A 19,533-nucleotide genomic window follows, 5' to 3' on the forward strand; every position below is an offset into this window, starting at 1 on the left:
CCACTTACCTGCTTTCCGCGTTGGCGCTCGAATTCGCAGGACAATGATCGAGGTTCGTTTACTCATTTCATCGGCGCTTGCCTACAATCTAGTGTCCCGAGTCACAGGTTCGCAATGGTAGATGGCAGTAGGTTCGCGTCGCTGCACCAAGACGGGGGCTGCAGCAGCGACGGAGTTTCTGATGGCGGTCCAGCACTTGGGCCCTTGACATTGAGCGATGACGACCGGGGCGAACTGGAGTCGCTGGCGATGCGGCGGAAGACGGCGCGGCGCTGACTTTGAGAGCCCGTATCCTGCTGACCTGCGCGGAAGGCAGTCAGAACAAGGAAGTGGCGGCCAAGCTGGGCCTCGATCGGCGACGGCCAGTAAGCGGCGGCAACCGTTTGTGGAGCGGCGCGGGGACGGGCTGCATGACGAGCCGCGCTCCGGAGCGCTGCTCACGATTGACGATGCTCGCATCGAAGCCGTGATCGTGAGGACACTGTTGCGCCGAGAACACCACCCGTTGGAGTTCCCGCGACATGGCGAAGGCTAGCGACCTGTCGGTGTCGACGGTGCAACGCATCTGGCGGGCCTTCGGGCTCCTGCCGCATCGGGTGGAGACGTTCAAGCTTTCCACCAATCCAAACTTCGTCCATGACTACGCGAGGCACGGCACCATATGTTCGCTGCCCTCGATATTGCGACCGGATGGGTCACCGGGCCACCGTGCTTCCGGGTTCCCAAATTCCTCGACGAGATCGAGGCCGCCGTGCCGCACGAACTCGACATCCCTCTCGTCATGCATTATTGCGTCACGCATAAAACCCCACTGATCCAAAGATGGCTGGCTAAAAGGCTCCGCTGGCACGTACACCCGACCCTGAGCAGTTCGTCATGGCTCAACGAAGTCGAACGCTTCTTCGCCTCCTTACCTATAGGATAGGCGCCGCCTCTATCGCAGCGTCGCTGCCCTCAGGACTGATATCACATCGTTCATCGACCGACACAACGCCGATCCCAAACTGATCCGATGGACCAAGTCCGCCGATGACCTCCTTGCTTCCATCGAGCGCTTCTGCTGCTACAATGCCCAAGCAGAATGCGACGGGGTGCTACAAACTTCCGGTTCAGGACACTAGGTGCGCTCGCCCCATATCCGGGCTAGCATCACAACTGTCGGGTCCGCACCCGAACTCATGATTGTCATCATGTCAACCTATCGGCTGAAAAATCTGTTGTCGCCCGGATCCGTTGCACTGGTCGGCGCAAGCTCCCGCCCGGTCTCGGTCGGACGCGCGGTCCTGGAAAACATTCGCAAGGCGGAATTCAAGGGGCAATTCGGTTTGGTCAACCCGCGTCATGCCGAGATCGGCGGCGTGGCGTCGGTAAGCAGCCTTGAACACCTGCCGTTCGTGCCCGAGCTCGTCGTCATCACCGCGCCGGCGCGGGAGGTCCCTGAGATCATCGACCAGGCCGGCCGTCGCGGCTCGGCCGGCGCGCTGATCGTCTCCGCGGGACTCGGTCATGGCCCGGGATCGCTCCAGGAAGCGGCGGTCGTTGCGGCCCGCAAATACGGCATGCGGCTGATTGGCCCCAATTGCTTGGGCATCATGATGCCCGGCGCAAACTTGAATGCGAGTTTCGCGGCGCACATGCCGGGAGCGGGAAACCTCGCGCTGATCTCGCAGTCGGGCGCGATCGCGGCCGGCATGGTGGACTGGGCCGCGCAGCGTGGTGTCGGCTTCTCGGGCATTGTCACGATTGGGGATCAGATCGACGTCGATATCGCGGACCTGCTCGACCATTTCGCGATGGACCACAAGACCCGCGCGATTCTGCTCTATATCGAGGCCATCAAGGACGCGCGGAAATTTATGTCGGCGGCGCGCGCTGCGGCGCGCGTGAAGCCCGTCGTCGTGGTGAAGTCCGGCCGCATGGCGCAGGGTGCGAAGGCGGCCGCCACGCATACGGGTGCGCTCGCAGGTGCGGACGCGGTCTATGACGCGGCCTTCCGCCGCGCCGGCGTGCTCCGGGTATCTGATCTGCGCGAGCTGTTCGATTGTGCCGAGACGCTCGGCCGGATCGGATCGCCTGCGGGAAAGCGCCTCGCCATTCTGACCAATGGTGGCGGCATCGGTGTCCTGGCGGTCGACCGGCTGGCGGACCTTGGCGGAATTCCCGCGCCGATGACACCGGAGACGCGCGTGAAGCTCGACGCGGTGCTGCCGCCGACCTGGTCCGGCGCCAATCCCGTCGATATCGTCGGCGACGCCGATGCGTCGCGCTATGCCGCGGCGCTGCAGGTGCTGCTCGACGATCCCGGCAATGATGCGGTCCTGGTGCTCAACGTGCAGACCGCGATCGCCTCGGCCGCCGCGATCGCGACGACCGTGACCGAGCTTGTCGGTAAGTATCGCCAGAAGCATCACAGTTGGGCCAAGCCAGTGCTTGCGGCTTGGGTCGGAGCCGATCAGGAGATCATTGCGACGCTGTCCGGCGCCGGCATTCCGAACTATCCGACCGAAGACGACGCGGTGCGCGGTTTCATGCATCTGGTCCGGCATCGTGAGGTGGTCGACGAGCTGAGCCAGGTCCCCCCGGCGATGCCGGATACGTTCGTGCCGGATGTCGCGGCTGCGAGGCAGATCGTTGCGACGGCCATCGCCGATGGCCGAAAATGGCTCGAGCCCGTCGAGATCAAGCATCTGCTTGGGTGCTATGACATCGCAATGGTGCCGACCTATGCGGCCGCAGATGTCGAGCAGGCGGTCACCCATGCGGATGAGATATTCGCGCAAGGGGCGACAGCCGTGCTCAAAATCATGTCGCGCGACATCGTGCACAAGTCCGATGTCGGCGGTGTCGTGCTCAATCTGACCACGCCGGCTGCAGTGCGCTCGGCGGCTGTCGATATTCTCGCCCGCGCGAAGAAGCTGCGGCCGGAAGCCCGCATTGATGGCGTCATCGTGCAAGCCATGGTCGTCAAGGCCAAGGCGCGCGAGCTGATCCTCGGCCTCGCCGACGATCCGACTTTCGGCACCGTCGTCGTGTTCGGCCGCGGCGGGACGGCCGTGGAGATCATCAACGACAAGGCCCTGGCGCTGCCGCCGCTCGATTTGCAGCTCGCCCGTGACCTGATCGAGCGCACCCGTGTGTCGCGGTTGTTGCCCGCGTACCGGGACGTGCCGGCCGTCAAGCAGGACGCAGTCGCCTTGGTGCTGGTCAAGCTGGCGCAGATGGCGACGGACATCCCCGAAATCCGCGAGCTCGATATCAATCCGCTGCTCGCGGATGAAACCGGCGCAACTGCTGTTGATGCCCGCGTCGCGGTGGCGCCGCCGCAGCGGAAGTTTGCGGGCTCCGGTCCCGCCAATTTCGCCGTCCGCGCCTATCCGTCGCAATGGGAGCGCCGTCTTGCGCTCAAGGACGGCTGGCGCATCTTCGTGCGGCCCCTGCGTCCGGAGGACGAGCCGACCATCCACGAATTCCTGCGCCATGTCACGCCCCACGATCTCCGCTTGCGCTTCTTCGCGCCGATGAAGGAGTTTACGCATGAGTTCATCGCACGTCTGACCCAGCTCGATTACGCGCGCGCCATGGCGTTTATTGCGTTCGATGAGAAGAACGAGATGGTCGGCGTGGTGCGGCTTCACTCGGACTCGGTCTACGAGAGCGGCGAATACGCGATCCTGCTGCGGTCCGACCTCAAGGGCAGGGGGCTCGGCTGGGCCCTGATGCAGCTGATCATCGACTACGCCAAGTCGGAAGGGCTCAAGACCATCTCGGGCGACGTGCTCAAGGAAAACGTCGTGATGCTCGAGATGTGCCGGCAGCTCGGCTTTGAGATCAAGCCGGACCCGACAGAGCCTGACATCTGCGACGTCCGGCTGAAGCTCTGAGGCGCACCGGCTACGAGCGCGCTTCGGACGATGCGTCTGTGGCGCACTCCCCGGCCGTCTTCCGCATGTTCTTGACGACGATCGCGATCAGCGGCACCAGCACCGGCACGATCGTGCTGAGCGGATGATGAACCGCGCCGGTCAATTGAGCCTGGAACGCCCGGGCTTCGACCTGGAGGGCCTCGATCGACGTGCCGTGAATTTCATTGGCAAGCTCGATGTCGCGGCCTGAGGGTGGGCGTCCGGCGACGATGAAAAGGACCGCGGCGATGGCGAAGTTGATCGCCCCGAGAACGGCGGCTGCGGCGATCGCGCTCCAGATCTGGACCAGGGCAAAATAGGCCGACAGCTCCAGCATCAGGAGCCCTAATGCGGCGATCAGTGCCGCGAAGGCCCGCAGACCGAGCCCGATCAGCAAATGGCGGAGCCTGATATCCGCGATGATCCTGTCCGTGCGCCACAGGGCGCGCAGATGCTTGACCACATTCTCGGTATTCACCTAGTGCCTCCTCAGCATGAAGCCGACGACCACGCCGAGTGCAAAGGCGGATGCGAGCGAGGCGACAGGGCGCTCGGTAATGAGATCATGGAGCTGCTCCTGCTCCTCGCCGATGGTTTCGCCAAGTTCGGCCAGCGCGGCCTTGATCTGATCGGCGAGCGCATCGGCACGGTCTTTCGACGTCTCGAACTCGCCAGCGGCGCTCAGCAGACGTGTGACGTCGATCTTCAGCGCATTCAGCTCGTCGTTCATTCTGCCGGTGTCGAACATTGGCGGTCTCCATTCAATGGCGGGAGCCTATGCTGGCCGGCCTGAAGGCCATTGATTTGGGTCAAGGGGGCGAGAGCGGACCTGTGTTTGAGGCAAGTCTGCTTGAGGCAGGTCAATCGAGCCGCTCCAAGCCGGCCTAGAACACAACCATTGGGGCCGGTCGTCCCATGAGGATATGCGCGTGAATTCGGAACCTCTGCTCCTGGCAACCCCGTCCGGTGATGCGCTCGAATTGCGGCCTGAGGGGCCGTGGATCGCGGCCAATGTAGCAAAGCTTGAAACCCTCTCCCGATCAGTCGGGGTGGATGTCGATCGATCGAGAGCCGTGACGCTGGACATGTCGGGCATCAGCGCGCTCGACACGCTCGGTGCCTGGATCCTGGAGAAATTGTCGCGCAAGGCTGCATCATCTGGAAGGCCGGCCGAGATCGTCGGCGTGGCCGATCATTTCAGCGGCCTGCTGGAGGAGGTGAGGCAGGTCAACCGTCATACGCTGGCGCCGGCAGCAGCGCCCAACCCGGTCCTGCTCAGGCTCAGCGATCTCGGTAAGTCTACAGTCGGCGCTCGCGAAGACGTCGCGATCTTTCTGCAAATGCTGGGCGCTTTGTTCATGGCCGTGATCGGAATCGTGCGCAGGCCCCGCTCGCTGCGTCTGACATCGCTGGTCTATCAGCTCAACCGGATCGGTTTCCAGGCGATTCCCATCGTCGTGCTGATCACGTTCCTGATCGGCGCCATCATTGCCCAGCAGGGTTTCTTCCATTTTCGCAGGTTCGGCGCGGAATCCTACACCGTCGACATGGTCGGCATCCTCGTCCTGCGTGAGCTCGGCGTGTTGATCGTCGCCATCATGGTGGCCGGTCGTTCAGGGAGCGCCTACACCGCCGAACTCGGCTCGATGAAGATGCGCGAGGAGATCGACGCGCTCTCGACCATGGGGCTCGATCCTGTCGACGTCCTGATCCTGCCGCGCGTGGCTGCGCTCGTCATTGCGCTGCCAATTCTCGCGTTCATCGGATCGATTGCCGCGCTCTATGGCGGCGGACTGGTCGCGCAATTCTACGGCGACATGGGGCCGGCGATCTATATCGCGCGGCTGCATGAGGCCATCTCTGTCACCCATTTCGAGGTCGGCATCCTGAAGGCGCCGTTCATGGCGCTGGTGATCGGCATCGTTGCCTGCAGCGAGGGATTGCGCGTCAAGGGCAGCGCGGAGTCGCTCGGTCGGCAAACGACCACGTCGGTGGTGAAGTCGATCTTCCTGGTGATCGTGCTCGATGGCCTGTTCGCGATCTTCTTCGCCTCAATCGGAATGTGACGATGCCCGAGCCTCAGGACGAGTTCGCGATCCGCGTCCATGACCTCGTGGTCGGTTTCGGTCGCCAGACTGTGCTCGATCATTTGTCGCTCGATGTCCGCCGTGGCGAGATCCTCGGGCTGGTGGGGGCGTCCGGCGGCGGCAAGTCGGTGCTGATGCGCACCATCATCGGCCTCATCCCGCGTCGTAGCGGGACCATCGAAGTTATGGGACGGCCGATCGATGGCGCGCATGACCGCAGCCGGGCAGCGATATGGGGCATCCTGTTCCAGCAGGGCGCGCTGTTCTCCTCGTTGACAGTCCGGCAGAACGTGCAATTTCCGCTCCGCGAAAATCTCCTGCTGTCGCAGGAGTTGATGGACGAGATCGCGATCGCCAAGCTCGAGATGGTCGGGCTGCGTGCGCAGGACGGCGACAAATATCCGTCAGAGCTGTCAGGCGGCATGACCAAGCGCGTGGCGCTGGCACGCGCGCTCGCGCTTGATCCGCCGATCCTCTTTCTCGATGAGCCGACGTCCGGCCTCGATCCGATTGCCGCCGGGGATTTCGACGCTCTGATCAGGACGCTGCAAAAGACCTTGGGGCTCACCGTCTTCATGGTGACCCATGATCTCGCGAGCCTCACAACGGTCTGCGATCGCGTGGCCGCGCTCGCCGACGGCAGGATCGTGGCAATCGGCCCGATGCGCGAACTGCTGCAATCCGAGCATCCCTGGGTGCGCGCCTATTTCCACGGCAAGCGCTCGCAGATGCTTCAACACGAGATGAGATGAGACATGGAAACCCGCGCTCCCTACGTGCTGATCGGCAGCTTCGTGCTGGCCGCGATCCTTGCGGTGTTCGGCTTCGTCTATTGGCTGAGCAACACCGGCGGCATCGGGCCGCGCACGAATTACCACGTGCAGTTCCAGGGGCCGGTGCCGGGTCTGCTGGTCGGCGCCGGCGTGCTGTTCAACGGCATCCGTGTTGGCGAGGTGACGCAGCTTGGTCTCGCGCCTGACAATCCGCGCTTCGTCAACGCGACGATCTCGGTTGCCTCGACGACGCCGGTGCGTCCCGACTCCAAGGTCGGGCTCGATTTCCAAGGGCTGACCGGCGTGCCGGTGGTGACGCTGGAGGGCGGCGTGATCGTCGCCAAATCCGGCGAGCCCCTGACGTTGATCGCCGAAGCCGGCGCGGGCCAGAGCATGACTCAGGCGGCGCGCGATGCATTGCGCCGCGTCGACACAGTGCTGGAGGACAATTCCGGCCCGCTCAAGGACACCATTGCCAATTTCAAGACATTCTCCGATGGCCTTGCGCGTAACACCGCCAAGCTGGACGGCATTTTGGCAGGCCTCGAGAAAATGACCGGCGGCGGCGCGCCCGCGCGGAAGATCACCTATGATCTCCGCACGCCGCAAAATCTCGGGTCGGCCGACAGGACGCTCTCGGCGTCGCTGGCCATTCCAGAGCCGACCGCGGTCGCGATGCTTCAAACGCAACGCATGCTGTTCGCGCCGGTTGGCGACAACCAGGGCTTTGCCGACTTCCTGTGGGCCGACAGCATTCCAAAGCTGGTGCAGGCGCGGCTGATCGACAGCTTCGAGAATTACGATATCGCCCACGCCCCGCTGCGGACGACTGACCTGGGACAAGCGGACTATCAGCTTCTGATCGACATCAGGCGCTTTCGCATTGCCACTGAAGGCGAGACCCGGGTCGAGATCGGACTGTCGGCGCGGATCGTCGACAAGAACGGCAAGGTGATCGCATCACGGCTCGCCGAGACGAGCGAGAAGCTCGACAGGATCGAGCCGGCTGCCGCGGTTGAAGCGTTCGACGCGGCCTTCGCGCGCGTCGCCAAGGAACTGATCGGCTGGACGGTGCAGGCGGTGTGATGCCGCCGCTAGGCTATTCGAGCGTCTTGAGGTAGGAGAGGAGGTCGTGGATCTGGTCCGGATCGAGCTCGAAAGCGGGCATGTCGGCGTGGCCGGTATAGATGCCCTCGGCGAGCGCTTCCTCGAGGGAGACGATCGGGTAGCGTTGGTGCAAGGTCCTGAACGGCGGCGCGGTCTTGAGCGGGCTTTCGGAGCGACGGTCGATCGCATGACAGCGCGCGCAATTGGCCCGCGCATAGGCTTTGCCGCGTTGCTCGGCGGTCGGCGCTGCGAAAGCGGGAGTGATCAGAAGCAGCCCGATCAGGCCGCGGCGCAACGCGGTTAGCAGCATGGAAATTGGTCCCGTCGAACTCTCGACACAGAATAGGGCGGGAGTGGGCGCCAAAATTGATCTGCGTCAATCGACTTTGGCACGTTGCAGTCAAATGCACTCCGCGCGTTGGACTCTGTCAGGTGCGGAGGTCCGGTGACGCTTGGAGCGGTGGATGAGGGCTTCCGTGACGACGATCGAGCCGAATGGGCATTTTTGTAGCGATTGCGCGGTCCGCGGCTTCGCGGTTTGTTCGTCGCTGGACCCGGCCGAGCTCAGGGAGTTCGAGCACCTCGGGTGCCGCGTCCATTTCGCCACGGGAGAGACCGTGTTCTCCGAGGAGGACATCGCGACCTCGTTCTACAATCTCCTCGAAGGCGTAATGCGGCTCTACAAATTGCTGCCCGACGGAAGGCGGCAGATCGTGGGCTTCGCGCTCCCTGGCGATTTCCTGGGGATGAATATATCCGGCCGCCACAATTTCTCGGCTGATGCGATTGGCGCGGTGACCGTGTGCCAGTTCGCCAAGGCGCCCTTTGGTCGCTTCATCGAGGACCGGCCACATCTGCTCAGGCGGATCAACGAGCTGGCGATTCGCGAGTTGAGCCAGGCCCGCGACCACATGGTCCTGCTCGGCCGTCGCTCAGCGGACGAAAAGGTCGCGACGTTTCTGCTCGGCTGGCGCGAGCGGCTGTTTTCGCTCAAGGGATCGTCGAACATGGTCCCCCTTCCGATGAGCCGGCAGGACATTGCGGACTATCTCGGCCTGACCATCGAAACCGTCAGCCGCACCTTCACCAAGCTGGAACGGCACGGAGCGATCGAGATCGTCCACGGTGGGATCGGCCTGCGCGATCGCGCACGGGTCGAGGCACTGGTTGCGGCCTGAATCCTGGCGCCGCCGGAGCGCTCCGCCGCGATTCCAAGGCAATTCCGCCTGTTCCAGTCCAACTGTGACTTGCTGTCCTTGCAACTCTGCATGGTCGTAAGCGCACTAGCGCACCCAACGGATGCGGATTCGTGGTGCAATCGTGGCATTTTAACAGCACTTGCTTCAAACTGTGTCTTTGCTTTCCGGTTGAAAAGCCTGCTAACGTTGACTACGCAGGAACTCCAGTGCCTCGCAGTCTTAGGAGTCCCGGCGTGCCTCAGGACAAGACCGGCGATCCCCGGCAGCAATCGGGCAACAAACTATCGGTTCTGCGTAAGCATCCGATCTTCGCAGATCTGGATCCGGAAGCGCTCGACCAGCTTTGCCGCTACGCCAAGCACACCACGGTCAAGCGTGGCGCGACGATTGCCGCCAAGGGCGATCCCGGCAACAACCTGTTCGCGGTGGTCACGGGAACAGTGAAGATCTCCTCCTCGTCGCCAGACGGTCGGAACGCCATTCTCAATCTGATCGGTCCCGGAGAAATCTTCGGCGAGATCGCCGTGCTCGATGGTGCGCCGCGGTCGGCGGATGCGACCGCCAACACCAATTGCGAGCTCTACATCATCGATCGCCGCGACTTCCTGCCGTTCGTGAAGAGTCAGCCGGCGCTGGCGATGAAATTCATCGAACTGCTCTGCGCGCGGCTGCGCTGGACCAGTCAGCAGGTCGAGCAGGTGATCTTGCAGAATCTGCCCGGCCGGTTGGCGAGCGCGCTGCTCGGCCTGACAGAGGAGCGCAAGTTCGACTCCGGCAGCGGCACACTCGCGATCACCCAGCAGGAGATCAGCGAGATGGTGGGAATGACGCGCGAGAGCATCAACAAGCAATTGCGCGCCTGGGCCGGACGGAACTGGGTGCGGCTCGAGCATGGCGCCATCGTCGTGCTCGACACCGATGCGCTGCGAGAGCTTGCCGAAAGTGGCCTCGGCGGCGAGTGAGCTTGCTAGTCTAATCGTCGATGATGGCGACCGCGCGGGTCCAGCCCGCAGAGGCGCGTTCGATCTTCACCGGGAAGCATGAGACCGTGAACCCGGTCGGAGGCAATTGCTCGAGATTGTGCAGCTTCTCGAGATGGCAATAGCCGATGTGCCGTCCCGCCTTGTGGCCTTCCCAGATCAGGCCGGCATCTTTTGTTTCTGCATATTTCTTTGCGGTGTAGACGAACGGTGCGTCCCAGCTCCAGCCATCGGTGCCGGTCAGCCGCACGCCGCGCTCGAGTAGGTACATGGTGGCGTCATAGCCCATACCGCAGCCCGAGTTGACGTAATCCGCCTGGCCGAATTTTGCGCCGGCGCTGGTGTTCACGACGACGATATCGAGCGGCGAGAGCGTGTGGCCGATGCGCTTGAGCTCTTTCTCGACGTCGTCGGCGGTTGCGACATAGCCATCCGGTAGATGCCGGAAGTCGAGCTTCACGCCGGGCTGCAAGCACCACTCCAGGGGGACCTCGTCGATGGTCCATGACCGCTCGCCACGATTCATGGTCGGATGAAAGTGCCAGGGCGCGTCGAGATGCGTGCCGTTGTGCGTGGACAGCGAGACCTGCTCGACGGCCCAGCCCTGGCCATCGGGCAGGTCTTCCGCCTTGAGCCCGTCGAAAAACTGCAGCATGCGGGGCAGGCCCTGCTGGTGATCGATGTAATGGATCGTCGGATGGTTGCCCGGCGGATCGGCCGGCACGTTGTTCTGCAACGGCACGGAGATATCGATCAGCTTCCGCGGCATGGGCATTCCCTCGAGATGGTCCGTTCTGTTTCGGAGCATCTTGAGGGCGCTCTGCCGCCGACGTCAAGTAACGCTCCCGCGCCGATGTCTTCGGAAAAACGGGACTATTTGCCGATTGTCCGCTGGGGTGCCGCGTGGTCGATCAATGCAACTCCAGCATCGATCAATGCCGCATTTGGCTTGGACTCAGAATGCCGCCAGCCCTAGGGACGACGTTGGCGATATCGCGCCGATGCGGCGCGTTCGTCCAGGATGAGGCGATCGTCTCGCCCCAAACTCCAAGCCGCAATCAATAGCGGTCGAGCACAAAACCAGAGGAACGTCCATGGATACGATGAGCATCGTTACCGCGCATTCGGCATTGGCCGGTGACGCGGCCCGATTGCCGGGGAGCCGGCACTTGCCGCACAGGTCCCCCGCTGGAGCGGGCGCGATGAGCGTCGCACTGTCCCCGACAGAGATTACCATTCGCCTAACCCCCTCGACTCCGCCGCGCAATCCTACGAAGGTGGTGCAGTTGTAGCGCTTGACTTCACACCTGAAGTGGAGCGACCCAAGGCGGCCCGCAGCACGTGCTCAACGACGACATAATCAACTCAGGAGGAAACCCCAGATGAAGACACTAATCGGTATCATCGCAGCCGCTGCACTGACGGTCTCGGCGCCGCTCGCGACCGCACGCGATTTCCGCTCCGCCGACGTCCATCCGGCCGACTATCCGACCGTCGAAGCCGTCAAGTTCATGGGCAAGCAGCTCGCGACCGCGAGCGGCGGCAAGCTTGGCGTGAAGGTGTTTCCCAACGGAGCCCTCGGCTCGGAAAAGGACACCATCGAGCAGCTCAAGATCGGGGCGCTCGACATGATGCGGATCAACGCATCCCCACTGAACAATTTCGTGCCGGAAACCGTCGCCTTGTGCCTGCCCTTCATCTTCCGCGACACCCAGCACATGCGTACCGTTCTCGACGGGCCGATCGGCGATGAGATCCTGGCGGCCATGGAGCCTGCGGGGCTGATCGGTCTGGCCTATTACGACAGCGGCGCCCGGTCCATCTACACCGTCAAGGCACCGATCAAGTCGCTCGCGGACGTCAAGGGTCTGAAGATCCGCGTCCAGCAGTCCGACCTCTGGGTCGGCATGATCCAGAGCCTCGGCGCCAACCCGACGCCGATGCCGTATGGCGAGGTCTACACCGCCCTCAAGACTGGTCTGGTGGACGCGGCCGAGAACAACTGGCCTTCCTACGAATCCTCGCGCCACTTCGAGGCCGCCAAGTTCTACAACGTCACCGAGCACTCGCTGGCGCCCGAAGTCCTCGTGATGTCCAAGAAGGTCTGGGATACGCTCAGCAAGGAGGATCAGGCGATGGTCCGCAAGGCGGCCAAGGAATCGGTGCCCGTCATGCGCAAGCTCTGGGACGAGCGTGAGCAGGCGTCCCGCAAGACCGTCGAGGCAGCAGGCGTTCAGGTCGTCACCATCGCCAACAAGCAGGAATTCGTCGACGCGATGAAGCCGGTCTACGCCAGGTTCGCCGGCGACGACAAGCTGCAGAGCCTCGTCAAGCGCATCCAGGCCACGAAGTAAGACCACAGCGCGTCGGGTCCGGCGTCGCCGCGAGGCGGCACCGGGTCCTCGCAAGGAGACGATGATGACAGACCCTCACGTCGCAAGCCACGAGCAGGAGGTAGAAGGGCGCCCGTCTACCGGCTTGCTGTCGCGGATCAATGCCGTCGTCGCTCGGCTCGGCATGTATCTGTCGGTGACCGGCCTGCTCGTCATCGTCAGCATCGTGTTCTATCAGGTGTTCGGGCGTTACATCCTCAACTCGAGCCCGACCTGGACCGAGAACCTCGCCCTGGTGCTGATCCTCTACGTCACCCTGATCGGCGCCGCCGTCGGGGTGCGCGATGCCGGGCACATCGGCATGGACAGCTTGCTGGTGATGCTTCCGGATCGTGTACGCGAGAAGATCGAGCTCGTGATCCACATCCTGGTGGCGCTCTTCGGCGTTGCGATGGTCTACAACGGCTGGATCCTCGGCGCCTCGGTCGGGACCGTGAAGATCCCCAATCTCGGCCTGCCCGAGGTCGTCCGCTACGTGCCGCTGATCGCCTCCGGCGTCCTGATCGTCTCCTTCTCAATCGAGCACATCATTGCTCTCCTGCGCGGCGAAGAGGTCGTCCCCTCATGGAACTGATTATTCTCGGCGCCACGTTCTTCGGCTTCCTGGTCCTCGGCGTACCGGTCGCCTTTGCGATCGGCCTCTCGGCGATCTGCACCATCCTCTACGAAGGCCTGCCGGTCGCCGTCATCTTCCAGCAGATGATGTCGGGGATGAACATCTTCTCCTTCCTGGCCATTCCGTTCTTCGTCTTCAGCGGTGAGCTGATGCTGCATGGCGGTGTCGCCGACAAGATCGTGCAGCTTGCCAAGAATCTCGTCGGACACATCCGCGGTGGCCTCGGCATGTCGAACGTGGTCGCCTGCACGCTGTTCGGCGGCGTCTCCGGCTCGCCGGTGGCCGACGTGTCGGCGATGGGCGCGGTGATGATCCCGATGATGAAAAAGGAAGGGTTCGACACCGACTACGCCGTCAACGTCACCACCCACGCCTCGCTGGTCGGCGCGCTGATGCCGACCAGCCACAACATGATCATCTATGCGCTCGCCGCCGGCGGCAAGGTCTCGATCGGCGCGCTGATCGCGGCCGGCCTCCTGCCGGCGCTCGTGCTGATGGTGTGCATGCTGGTCGCCGCCTACGCCGTCGCGGTGAAGCGCGGCTATCCGGCCGGCAAGTTCCCGGGCTGGGCCGAGGTGTTCCGCTCGTTCGCGGCCGCGCTGCCGGGCCTGTTGATCGTCGGCATCATCCTGGCGGGCATTCTGTCGGGCGTCTTCACGGCCACTGAATCCGCGGCCGTCGCGGTCACCTATACGATCCTGCTGACGTTTTTCATCTACCGCAGCATGACCTTGCCGAACTTCCTGCGGGCGGCGGCGAAGGCTGTGAAGACGACTGGCGTGGTGCTGCTGCTGATCGGCGTCTCCACCATGTTCCAGTATCTGATGGGACTCTACGAGGTGGCCGATTTCGCCGGCGACCTGATGAGCAAGGTGTCGACGCAGCCCTGGGTCATCTTCCTGCTGATCAATGTGATCCTGTTCGTGCTCGGCACGTTCATGGACATGGCGGCGACCATCCTGATCTGCACCCCGATCTTCCTGCCGATTGCGATGAAGGCAGGCATGGACCCGGTGCAGTTCGGCATGCTGATGCTGATCAACTGCGCCCTCGGGCTGAACACCCCGCCGGTCGGAACGACGCAGTTTGTCGGCTGCGCCATCGGCGGCATCTCGGTCGGCGCGGTGATGCGCACCATCCTGCCGTTCTACGCCGCCCTGATCGCAGCGCTGATGTTCGTGACTTACGTTCCGGCCTTCTCGCTGTGGCTGCCCCGCCTGCTGATGGGATACAAGGGATAGCTGTCGTGCGTTCGCCGGCATTGGCCGGCGAACCGCGCTTGCGATAGTTTGCGTCACAGCAACAGGGAGAATCTGTCCGTGACTGATTATCGCAAGCTCTTCGATCTCACCGGCAAGACGGCCGTGGTGCTCGGCGCCGCGTCGGGCATCGGCAGATCGTCGGCCGAGGCGCTGGCCGGGCTCGGTGCCCGCGTCGTCTGCGCCGATCGCGCGCTTGACGCGGCAGAGGCGACGGCCGCGGGCATCCGCGACAAGGGCGGCTGGGCGGAAGCTGCCGCATGCGACGCCGCGAGCGCTGCGGACGTCAATGCGCTCGCCAAAACCGTGATGCAGAAATTCTCGCGGCTCGATATCGCCGTGACCACGCCCGGGCTCAACATCCGCAAGACGATCCTCGATTACACCGAGGAGGATCTCGACCGCGTCCTGAACCTCAACGTCAAGGGCACGGTCTGGTTCTTCCAGGCGTTTGGCCGCATCATGGTCGAGCAGAAGTGCGGCAGCATCATTGCCTGCTCCTCGGTTCGTGCGGTGACCATCGAGCCGGGCCTCGGCGTTTACGGCTCGACCAAGGCGGCGATCGGCCTGCTGGTGAAGGGCTTTGCCTCCGAGGTCGGTCATGCTGGCGTCCGCGTCAACGCGATCGCGCCGAGCATCGTGGAGACCGCGCTGACCAGCCCGTTCAAGCAGCGTTCCGACATCTACAATCTCTACGCCGGCCACACCGTGTTCAACCGCTGGAGCAGCGCCGACGAGGTCGCGACGGCGGTGGCCTATCTCGCCTCGGATGCTGCGAGCTATGTCAGCGGCAGCACGCTGTTCGTCGATGGCGGCTGGACCGGGGTCGACGGCCCGCCGACCGGTCTCACCCAGCTGCCCAAGTAAGGTTCGCATCTAGCTGGCAAAGCCCATGCGCTGGCGCAGGTCTCTCCGGTCTACGCCGGTTAGCAGTGCGATCAGCGCGGCGGCTTCGTTCGGATGCGTCGCCTGCGTGGCGATGCCGGTACTGTACATCGTCACCAGCTCGCAGCCGGGCGGCAGCGACCCTGATAGCGCGATGCCGTCGGTTGCGATGATCTCGGTCGCCTGCGTGCATCCGATCGGCCGCGTCGCGGTCGACGCCGCCAGCTCGCGCATCGCCGTTGCGCCGTTGGGAAAGATCTTCAGGCGCGACGTGATCTCATAGGCGATGCCGAGCTGATCCAGCACCTTTGCGACGTGCTTGCCCGCGGTCGACGCCTTGGTGTCGGGAACGTAGATGGCGTCTGCGGAGCGCAGGATTTCGCGAAGATCGGCTTCCGTTTTCACGGTCACCTTGGGATCGCGGTTGCGGACCGCCAGCGCGGTCTCGACCCGGCCGACATCGGCGATCGAGGAGGGCGTTACAAGCTTCTCCGCAGCAAGCTTTGCAAGGAGGGTCTGCGTCAGGATCACGAGATCGGCCGGCGTGCTCGCGCGCAGCTTCTCCGCCATCACACCGACCGCGCCGAATTCGCCGGCGATGCCGAAGCCGGTCTGTGCCTTGAAGGCCTCGGTGAGGCCGCGCACCAGGCCTTGCGCCGCGCCGCCGCTCAAAATGCTCACTGTCGTCACGATGCAAGCTCCATCGCTGCGATGATTTTGTCCCGCGTGATCGGCAGGTCGCGCACGCGCACGCCGAGGCAATCATGGACCGCATTGGCGATCGCCGCCGTCACCGGGCCGTGCGCGGCCTCGCCGGCGCCGACCGGCTCGATCTCCGGCCGCTGGATGATCTCGACATCCACCATTGGCGCCTCGCTGAATGTGAGGATCGGATAGTTCGTCCACGAGGTCGATGTGATGCGCGTCCGGTCGAAACGGACGCGCTCCTTGAGCACCCAGCTCGTCGCCTGGATCGCGCCGCCTTCGATCTGGTTGATGACGCCATCCGGATTGATGGCCTCGCCGACGTCGACCGCAAGCGTCAGCCGCCTCACTCGGATGTCGTCGGCGCCTTCGACCTCGGCGATCGCGGCGCAATAGGCGCCCGTGTTCTTGTAGCGGGCAAAGCCGACGCCGTGGCCGATGCCGGATCGTCTCTCGGGCTTCCATCCCGCGCGTCGCGCCGCGGCGCGAATGACCTCGCGTGCGCGCTCGTCGCTGAGGTAGCGCAGGCGGAATTCGATCGGGTCTTCGGCGCGCAGGGCTGCGATCTCGTCGAGCAGGGATTCGATCGCGAACACGTTGCCCTGTGCACCGAGGGTCCGTAGCGCCGAGGTGCGCACCGGCATGGTCAGCAGGCGATGGCTCGTAATCGTCCAGGCCGGGAGGTCGTAGAGCGGAACGGAGTTGCGGTCGCCGCCGCCCCCATTGGCGGCCGGCGGATTTGTCGAGATCATGCGGGGGTAGGGATTTGCAATCTCGGATGCGGCGAGCAGCGCGGGCTGTGCCGCACGCCCGGGCCGCGCCGCGTGGCCGTTGCTCCAGATCGCATGGCGCCAGCCGACGATCTCGTTGTCCACATCGAGATCGGCCTCGATCTCGATGGCCATCGCGGCACCAAACGGCGTGTGAGACATCTCGTCGTGGCGCGACCATTGCACTCGCACCGGACGGCCGCTGGCGGCTTTCGCCAGCAGCACGGCGTCGAGCGCGACATCATCGGCCGCATTGTGCCCGTAGCAGCCCGCACCCTCCATATGCTCGACGACGATGTTTTCGGCCGACAGCTTGAGCACGATCGCGAGATCGGCGCGGAGCAGATAGACGCCCTGGCTGTGCGTCCAGACATGGACCCGGTCGCCGTCCCATTGCGCCATTGCGCAGGACGGCGCGATCGAGGCATGTGCGATGTAAGGGCGGGTGTACTGCCGGCGGAGCGTGCGCGTAGCCTTTGCCGCAGCCGCTGCCCTGGTATCGATGACCGTGGTCTCGACCGGCTGGCTTCTCAAGAAGCCGGCCAGATCGCTTTCATCCGGCAGCGGCTCGCCGGCCGACCATGTCGCGCCCTTGCGTAAGGCTTTCAGCGCGGCTTCCGCCGCAGCCTCGCTGTCGGCGACGACGCCCGCAAAGCTGCCGTCGCGGACGAGCGCAATGAGCCCGGAAACAGCGCGCGCGGCCGCTTCCTCGAGCGCGATCAGCTTGGCGCCGGAGATATCCGGCCGCAGCAGGCGTCCATGCACCAGCCCCGGCAACGTGCAGTCATGGATGAAGCGCGGCCGCGCGAATACCTTGTCGGGAATGTCGACGCGCTGGATCGAATGCCCGGCCACGCTGCGTGTGACGGCGGACTTCGCTATGGTGCCTGCAGTCACATCGTGGTCGAGGGAAACGTCACCCGACAGCTCCCAATAGCTGGTCCTGACGTTCCCCGGGGCCGAGATCGTGCCGTCAGCGACGCCGAGCAGTGCCGCATCGACACCAAGACGCTCCGAGGCTGCTGCGAGAAAACGCTGGCGCACCTCGGCGCAGGCGTGGCGCAATGCGCGGCCGGATTGCTGAATCGACAGGCTGCCGGAGGTGACGCCTTCGTTCGGGCTCGCAGCCGTCGAGGCGCGGATCATCTCGATGCGTCCGATCCCGACGTCGAGTTCGTCCGCCGCGATCTGCGCCAGCGCCGTGACGATGCCCTGGCCGATCTCGACCTTGCCAGGCGAGATCGCCACGCGGCCTTCGCCGGTGAACCTCACCCAGGACGACAGTCTTGGATTGGCGGCCAGGCTGACCGGCAGTTTCGGGGCAGGGGACGGCGCACTCATGACGTCGCCATCTCCGATGCGGCCCGCAGCACCGCGCGCACCATGCGATTATGCGACCCGCAGCGACACAGATTGCGATCGAGCGCCGTCCTGACCTCCGCCTCCGTTGACGACAGATTGCGCTTGAGCAGCGCTGCCGCGCTGATCAGGATCCCCGAGACGCAATAGCCGCATTGCATCGCCTGCTCGGAGATGAAGGCGCGTTGCAGCGGATGCGGTTGCTCGGCCGTGCCGAGGCCCTCCAGTGTGACGACGTCCTTGTTCGCCATCGACCACATCGGCATGTCGCAGGAGGCCATTGCACGGCCATCGACCATGACATGACAGGCTCCGCATTCACCGGCGCCGCAGCCGAAATGCGGACTGGTGATTCCAAGCCGGCCGCGGAGCGCATCGAGCAGCGTCTGGTCCGGATCGGCATCAACTGAAACCGTCGCGCCGTTGAGGTGGAATTGAATGGCGGGCATGATCGGTGTGGCCTCAGGGCTTGTCGAACTTCTTGACGACATCGGCCCATTTCGCGATGTCGCCCCGCAGGAACTTGTCGAACTCCTCCGGTGTCATCGACATGGGCACGGCACCTTGCTCGGTCCAGAGCTTGACGATGTCCGCCCGCTTCACCATCGTGTTCACGGCGGCGTTGAGCTTGTCGATGACAGGTTTCGGCGTGCCCGCCGGCGCCATCAGGCCGAGCCAGATCGTCGCCTCATAGCCTGCGACGCCCGCCTCGCCAGCAGTCGGCACATTGGGCAGCACCGCGGATCGCTGCTGGCCGGTGGTCGCGAGCGCGCGGACCTGATTCTCTCCAATGTTCGGCGCCATCGCCGGCACCGCGTCGATCATCATCTGCACCTGGCCGCCGATCACGCCGCTGCGGGCCTCGCCGCTGTTGCGATAGGGGACGTGGACAACGTCGATGCCGGCCATCGCTTTGAACAGCTCGCCGGCCATGTGGTACGGCGTGCCCTGGCCGGAAGAGGCGTAGTTCAGTTTGCCGGGCTGCGCTTTGGCGAGCGCAATGAACTCCTGCAGCGTTTTCGCCGGAACTTGCGGGTTCACCACGATGACGAGATCGGAATAGTTCACCGGCGCGATCGGCGCCAAGTCGCGCATCAAATCGTATTTGCGTTGCTCCGGCGTCAGCAGCGATTCATTCGCGGTCTGGGTGTTGGACATCATCAGCAGCGTGTAGCCGTCGGCCGGCGACTTCACGGCTTCGACCGTGCCGATGACGCCGCCCGCGCCGGTGCGGTTCTCGACCACGAAGGGCTGGCCAAACCGCTCCTGCAGCGCTTGGCCGATCAGCCGAGCCGCGACGTCGGCCGGCCCACCCGCGCCGAAGGGCACGACGATGCGGACCGCGTGCGCAGGATAATCTTGCGCCAGGGAGGGGCTTGCGGAGAATGCGGTGAGCAGGCCGGCGGCCAGCGCCAGCATCAATTGTCGGGCCCTCACACCCACCTCCCCGCACTCGTTCTTGTTGGCCGGCACTGTAGCGGCAGCGGGCGCAGACTGT

General features: G+C 64.1%; 18 protein-coding genes and 1 pseudogene. 11 read left to right on the top strand and 8 right to left on the bottom strand.

Features of this window, described 5'->3' with window-relative positions; translation table 11 throughout:
* The first annotated feature begins 249 nt into the window (after window positions 1-249).
* Both YUA_RS51065 and YUA_RS0118020 read left to right on the top strand, forming a co-directional pair.
* Window positions 250-1,121: pseudogene (locus tag YUA_RS51065) on the top strand (IS630 family transposase).
* A gap of 69 nt (window positions 1,122-1,190) precedes the next feature.
* The gene (locus tag YUA_RS0118020; RefSeq protein WP_027531955.1) at window positions 1,191-3,881 is read left to right on the top strand and encodes a bifunctional acetate--CoA ligase family protein/GNAT family N-acetyltransferase; all 2,691 of its coding nucleotides are present in this window, start codon (window positions 1,191-1,193) and stop codon (window positions 3,879-3,881) included.
* Between the two features lie 10 nt (window positions 3,882-3,891).
* Here YUA_RS0118020 and YUA_RS0118025 read toward each other — a convergent pair whose 3' ends face one another.
* Window positions 3,892-4,380 carry a hypothetical protein gene (locus YUA_RS0118025; RefSeq protein ID WP_027531956.1) on the bottom strand — a complete coding sequence of 163 codons (489 nt, stop codon included), beginning with the start codon at window positions 4,378-4,380 and terminating at the stop codon, window positions 3,892-3,894.
* The gene (locus YUA_RS0118030) at window positions 4,381-4,650 is read right to left on the bottom strand and encodes a hypothetical protein (protein WP_027531957.1); all 270 of its coding nucleotides are present in this window, start codon (window positions 4,648-4,650) and stop codon (window positions 4,381-4,383) included.
* 181 nt (window positions 4,651-4,831) lie between these two features.
* On the opposite strand from YUA_RS0118030, the gene YUA_RS0118035 reads away from it, so the two are divergent.
* From YUA_RS0118035 to YUA_RS0118045, 3 genes are read left to right on the top strand one after another with little or no spacing between them, the layout of a single operon-like run.
* The gene (locus YUA_RS0118035) at window positions 4,832-5,968 is read left to right on the top strand and encodes an ABC transporter permease (RefSeq protein ID WP_027531958.1); all 1,137 of its coding nucleotides are present in this window, start codon (window positions 4,832-4,834) and stop codon (window positions 5,966-5,968) included.
* Window positions 5,969-5,970: 2 nt separating this feature from the next.
* Window positions 5,971-6,741, top strand: coding sequence for an ABC transporter ATP-binding protein (locus tag YUA_RS0118040; RefSeq protein ID WP_027531959.1), 771 nt, complete (start codon window positions 5,971-5,973; stop codon window positions 6,739-6,741).
* A gap of 3 nt (window positions 6,742-6,744) precedes the next feature.
* Window positions 6,745-7,848 (top strand): ABC-type transport auxiliary lipoprotein family protein, encoded by a 1,104-nt coding sequence (locus YUA_RS0118045; protein WP_027531960.1) that lies wholly within the window; start codon window positions 6,745-6,747, stop codon window positions 7,846-7,848.
* Between the two features lie 13 nt (window positions 7,849-7,861).
* On the opposite strand, the gene YUA_RS0118050 is transcribed toward YUA_RS0118045, so the two are convergent.
* The gene (locus YUA_RS0118050) at window positions 7,862-8,179 is read right to left on the bottom strand and encodes a cytochrome c (RefSeq protein WP_027531961.1); all 318 of its coding nucleotides are present in this window, start codon (window positions 8,177-8,179) and stop codon (window positions 7,862-7,864) included.
* A gap of 154 nt (window positions 8,180-8,333) precedes the next feature.
* Between YUA_RS0118050 and YUA_RS0118055 the strand changes: the two genes are divergently transcribed.
* Entirely contained in the window at window positions 8,334-9,047 is a 714-nt protein-coding gene (locus YUA_RS0118055; protein ID WP_027531962.1) for a helix-turn-helix domain-containing protein, read from the top strand.
* 254 nt (window positions 9,048-9,301) lie between these two features.
* Window positions 9,302-10,030 (top strand): Crp/Fnr family transcriptional regulator, encoded by a 729-nt coding sequence (locus tag YUA_RS0118060; RefSeq protein WP_027531963.1) that lies wholly within the window; start codon window positions 9,302-9,304, stop codon window positions 10,028-10,030.
* A 10-nt stretch (window positions 10,031-10,040) separates the two neighbouring features.
* Here the strand turns inward: YUA_RS0118060 and YUA_RS0118065 are convergent, their stop codons facing one another.
* On the bottom strand, window positions 10,041-10,817 hold the full coding sequence (locus YUA_RS0118065; protein ID WP_027531964.1) for a cyclase family protein: 777 nt from the start codon (window positions 10,815-10,817) through the stop codon (window positions 10,041-10,043).
* 613 nt (window positions 10,818-11,430) lie between these two features.
* Between YUA_RS0118065 and YUA_RS0118070 the strand changes: the two genes are divergently transcribed.
* From YUA_RS0118070 to YUA_RS0118085, 4 genes are all read left to right on the top strand, one after another.
* The gene (locus YUA_RS0118070) at window positions 11,431-12,402 is read left to right on the top strand and encodes a TRAP transporter substrate-binding protein (RefSeq protein WP_027531965.1); all 972 of its coding nucleotides are present in this window, start codon (window positions 11,431-11,433) and stop codon (window positions 12,400-12,402) included.
* Between the two features lie 64 nt (window positions 12,403-12,466).
* Window positions 12,467-13,015: a TRAP transporter small permease gene (locus tag YUA_RS0118075; protein ID WP_027531966.1), complete on the top strand. Its 549-nt coding sequence runs from the start codon at window positions 12,467-12,469 to the stop codon at window positions 13,013-13,015.
* Window positions 13,006-14,298: a TRAP transporter large permease gene (locus YUA_RS0118080; protein WP_027531967.1), complete on the top strand. Its 1,293-nt coding sequence runs from the start codon at window positions 13,006-13,008 to the stop codon at window positions 14,296-14,298. The genes YUA_RS0118075 and YUA_RS0118080 overlap by 10 nt, the downstream gene beginning before the upstream one ends.
* A 78-nt stretch (window positions 14,299-14,376) precedes the next feature.
* Window positions 14,377-15,183 carry an SDR family NAD(P)-dependent oxidoreductase gene (locus tag YUA_RS0118085; protein WP_027531968.1) on the top strand — a complete coding sequence of 269 codons (807 nt, stop codon included), beginning with the start codon at window positions 14,377-14,379 and terminating at the stop codon, window positions 15,181-15,183.
* A gap of 9 nt (window positions 15,184-15,192) precedes the next feature.
* On the opposite strand, the gene YUA_RS0118090 is transcribed toward YUA_RS0118085, so the two are convergent.
* Genes YUA_RS0118090 through YUA_RS0118105 form a run of 4 tightly spaced genes read right to left on the bottom strand, consistent with a single transcriptional unit; the run spans window position 15,193 to window position 19,454 of the window.
* Entirely contained in the window at window positions 15,193-15,891 is a 699-nt protein-coding gene (locus tag YUA_RS0118090; protein ID WP_027531969.1) for a substrate-binding domain-containing protein, read from the bottom strand.
* On the bottom strand, window positions 15,888-18,017 hold the full coding sequence (locus tag YUA_RS0118095) for a molybdopterin cofactor-binding domain-containing protein (protein ID WP_027531970.1): 2,130 nt from the start codon (window positions 18,015-18,017) through the stop codon (window positions 15,888-15,890). The genes YUA_RS0118090 and YUA_RS0118095 overlap by 4 nt, the downstream gene beginning before the upstream one ends.
* Window positions 18,014-18,484 carry a (2Fe-2S)-binding protein gene (locus tag YUA_RS0118100; protein ID WP_027531971.1) on the bottom strand — a complete coding sequence of 157 codons (471 nt, stop codon included), beginning with the start codon at window positions 18,482-18,484 and terminating at the stop codon, window positions 18,014-18,016. Before YUA_RS0118100 ends, YUA_RS0118095 begins: the two co-directional genes overlap by 4 nt.
* A gap of 13 nt (window positions 18,485-18,497) precedes the next feature.
* Window positions 18,498-19,454: a tripartite tricarboxylate transporter substrate binding protein gene (locus YUA_RS0118105; RefSeq protein WP_198029454.1), complete on the bottom strand. Its 957-nt coding sequence runs from the start codon at window positions 19,452-19,454 to the stop codon at window positions 18,498-18,500.
* Window positions 19,455-19,533: the final 79 nt, after the last annotated feature.

Origin of the sequence: Bradyrhizobium sp. WSM3983 (assembly GCF_000473045.1) — a bacterium.
Classification (GTDB): domain Bacteria; phylum Pseudomonadota; class Alphaproteobacteria; order Rhizobiales; family Xanthobacteraceae; genus Bradyrhizobium.